Raw genomic sequence first — 2716 nt, 5'->3', positions numbered from 1 at the left:
ACCCTGAATATAAAAAGCGTCTAAGTGGACACTAAATTGTCAATAGGAGGAGCGTAGTCAATGGGACTACCTTGGTATCGAGTACACACAGTCGTTCTCAACGACCCGGGCCGTTTAATTTCCGTTCACCTGATGCACACCGCACTGGTAGCGGGTTGGGCTGGCTCCATGGCCCTCTATGAGCTTGCTATTTTCGACCCCAGTGACCCCGTATTAAACCCGATGTGGCGGCAAGGAATGTTCGTGCTGCCCTTCATGGCCCGTTTAGGTGTCACTGGTTCTTGGGGTGGCTGGAGCGTCACCGGCGAAACTGGTGTTGACCCCGGTTTCTGGTCTTTTGAAGGCGTTGCCGCCGCTCATATCGTCTTATCCGGTCTGCTATTCCTAGCGGCGGTTTGGCACTGGGTTTTCTGGGATTTAGAATTATTTATCGATCCCCGCACGGGCGAATCTGCCCTCGATTTACCGAAAATGTTCGGTATTCACCTGTTCTTATCCGGTTTACTTTGCTTCGGTTTCGGTGCTTTCCATCAAACAGGCCTTTGGGGTCCCGGGATGTGGGTTTCCGATGCCTACGGTTTAACCGGTCATGTGCAGCCCGTAGCTCCCGAATGGGGACCGGCTGGTTTTAACCCCTTTAACCCCGGGGGTGTGGTAGCTCACCACATTGCTGCGGGTATCGTTGGGATTATCGCCGGTTTATTCCATTTAACCGTTCGTCCCCCCGAAAGACTCTATAAAGCCCTGAGAATGGGTAATATCGAAACGGTGCTTTCTAGCAGTATCGCCGCTGTTTTCTTTGCCGCTTTCGTCGTGGCCGGAACCATGTGGTACGGTAATGCTACCACCCCGATCGAACTCTTTGGCCCGACCCGTTACCAATGGGATAAGGGCTATTTCCAAGAAGAAATTGAGCGTCGCGTCGAGGCCAGCATTGCCAACGGAGCCACCATCGCCGAAGCTTACCAAGCAATCCCCGAAAAACTGGCTTTCTATGATTATGTCGGTAATAGCCCCGCTAAAGGTGGTTTATTCCGTACTGGTGCCATGGATAGCGGTGACGGTATCGCTAAATCTTGGTTAGGACACCCCGTGTTCAAAGATGGCGAAGGTCGCGTCCTCAGCGTGCGTCGGATGCCTAACTTCTTTGAAACCTTCCCCGTTGTCCTGACTGACTCGGAAGGTATCGTTCGCGCGGATATTCCTTTCCGTCGTGCGGAATCGAAACTGAGTATCGAACAAAGTGGTGTTACCGTTTCTTTCTACGGTGGCTCTCTCGATGGTCAGGTGTTCAGCGATCCTGCTGATGTGAAGAAATTTGCCCGTAGAGCGCAACTCGGTGAAGCTTTCGAGTTTGACACCGAAACCCTGAAGTCTGACGGGGTATTCCGCACTTCTCCGAGAGGTTGGTTTACTTTCGGTCATGCTGTCTTTGCTTTACTATTCTTCTTCGGTCACATCTGGCACGGTTCTCGTACCATCTACCGCGACGTATTCGCCGGGGTCGATCCGGATCTGGAAGAACAAGTGGAATTCGGTTTATTCCAAAAATTGGGTGATCTTAGCACTCGTAAACAAGAAGTTTAGTTTTAGCTAAATCATCCCTATAACTAAAGGAGTCAAGTCTTTGACTCCTTTTTTTAATTAGGGTATGCTGAAAAAGTTTTTCGTGGGGGCAGGGTGTGGGGTGTGGGGTGTGGGGAGAAGGGAGCAGGGAGTGGGGAGCAGGGAGAAACAATTCATAACTTGAGAGTTAATCACACTATTAAAAACGGATTTATCCTAAATCCGGTTATTAAAAACTGATTATTTATTCTCCCCTTTTTCTGTGCGTTACTCAAGGGATTTAGTATTAGTATAAAGTTCGATCGAGCTTTACTTTTCACCGAATACTGAAAAAACCGCTAGTTATTTCTATAACTAACGGCTTTTTGCTGGGGGAAATTACCCGTAATGGAATTACATAGAGGAACCTAAACCGGCGTAAGCTCCGTAGAAGAAAAGACCAAGCACAGCGATAACGCCTAGACCGGCGATGGTGGCGACTAACCACAAAGGAATACGACCTTCTGCGAACATGAATAACACCTCCTAATTGCGATGACAATGAATCGGGACTAATTAGTTAAAGAAATAGCTGGAAAATAAAATTCCCAAGACAGCAACTAGGAGTAAACCTAGGTAAAGAGAAGTACGATTTAACTCGACGGCTTGCCGATTCGGATTAGGTGTTCTTTCCATAATTGTTCTCCTAGCGTTGAATAAACTGCATTGCCGCAATTGCACCGATAAAGAAGACAGTGGGAACCGCTAAGGTATGAACTGCCAACCAGCGAACGGTGAAAATGGGGTAAGAAATGGGTTGATTGGGATTACCACTAGCCATTGTTTTTATCCTTAATTAAAGTAAACTACTGATTAAACTGCTCGATTTGATTTTTGGCCTCAAAGCGATCATTAATGATCGGTAATTCTTGACGCTCTTGAGTGTAATACTCATCGGGACGGGGAGTGCCAAAAACATCGTAAGCTAAACCGGTACTCACGAATAACCAACCTGCGATAAACAGCATGGGGATGGTGATGCTATGGATAATCCAGTAACGAATACTGGTAACGATATCGCCAAAAGGACGTTCGCCGGTACTACCTGACATGGACGGTTCTCCTCGGAATGATAGGACTTGAAAAATTCAATCTCTATAATAGAGACTTT

Annotated in this window: 5 protein-coding genes; 1 reads left to right on the top strand and 4 read right to left on the bottom strand. The window is 47.5% G+C overall.

The genetic code is table 11. The features are described 5' to 3' along the window. Positions 1–60 precede the first annotated feature (60 nt). On the top strand, positions 61–1587 hold the full coding sequence (psbB, locus tag PX481_RS09135; RefSeq protein ID WP_002757651.1) for a photosystem II chlorophyll-binding protein CP47: 1527 nt from the start codon (positions 61–63) through the stop codon (positions 1585–1587). A gap of 372 nt (positions 1588–1959) precedes the next feature. On the opposite strand, the gene PX481_RS09130 is transcribed toward psbB, so the two are convergent. From PX481_RS09130 to psbE, 4 genes are read right to left on the bottom strand one after another with little or no spacing between them, the layout of a single operon-like run. Beyond that, on the bottom strand, positions 1960–2079 hold the full coding sequence (locus tag PX481_RS09130) for a photosystem II reaction center protein J (protein WP_002736108.1): 120 nt from the start codon (positions 2077–2079) through the stop codon (positions 1960–1962). A gap of 42 nt (positions 2080–2121) precedes the next feature. Then, positions 2122–2241 (bottom strand): photosystem II reaction center protein PsbL, encoded by a 120-nt coding sequence (gene psbL, locus PX481_RS09125; protein ID WP_002735805.1) that lies wholly within the window; start codon positions 2239–2241, stop codon positions 2122–2124. Positions 2242–2251: 10 nt separating this feature from the next. Then, positions 2252–2386, bottom strand: a complete 135-nt coding sequence (gene psbF / locus PX481_RS09120) for a cytochrome b559 subunit beta (RefSeq protein ID WP_002736175.1) — start codon at positions 2384–2386, stop codon at positions 2252–2254. Between the two features lie 25 nt (positions 2387–2411). Next, entirely contained in the window at positions 2412–2657 is a 246-nt protein-coding gene (gene psbE / locus PX481_RS09115; protein ID WP_002749269.1) for a cytochrome b559 subunit alpha, read from the bottom strand. Between the last annotated feature and the right edge of the window lie 59 nt (positions 2658–2716).

The sequence above is a fragment of the Microcystis sp. M53603_WE2 genome, assembly GCF_030065435.1.
Note: the sequence above shows the minus strand (reverse complement) of the source record. Positions and strands in the feature narration are given on the sequence as shown.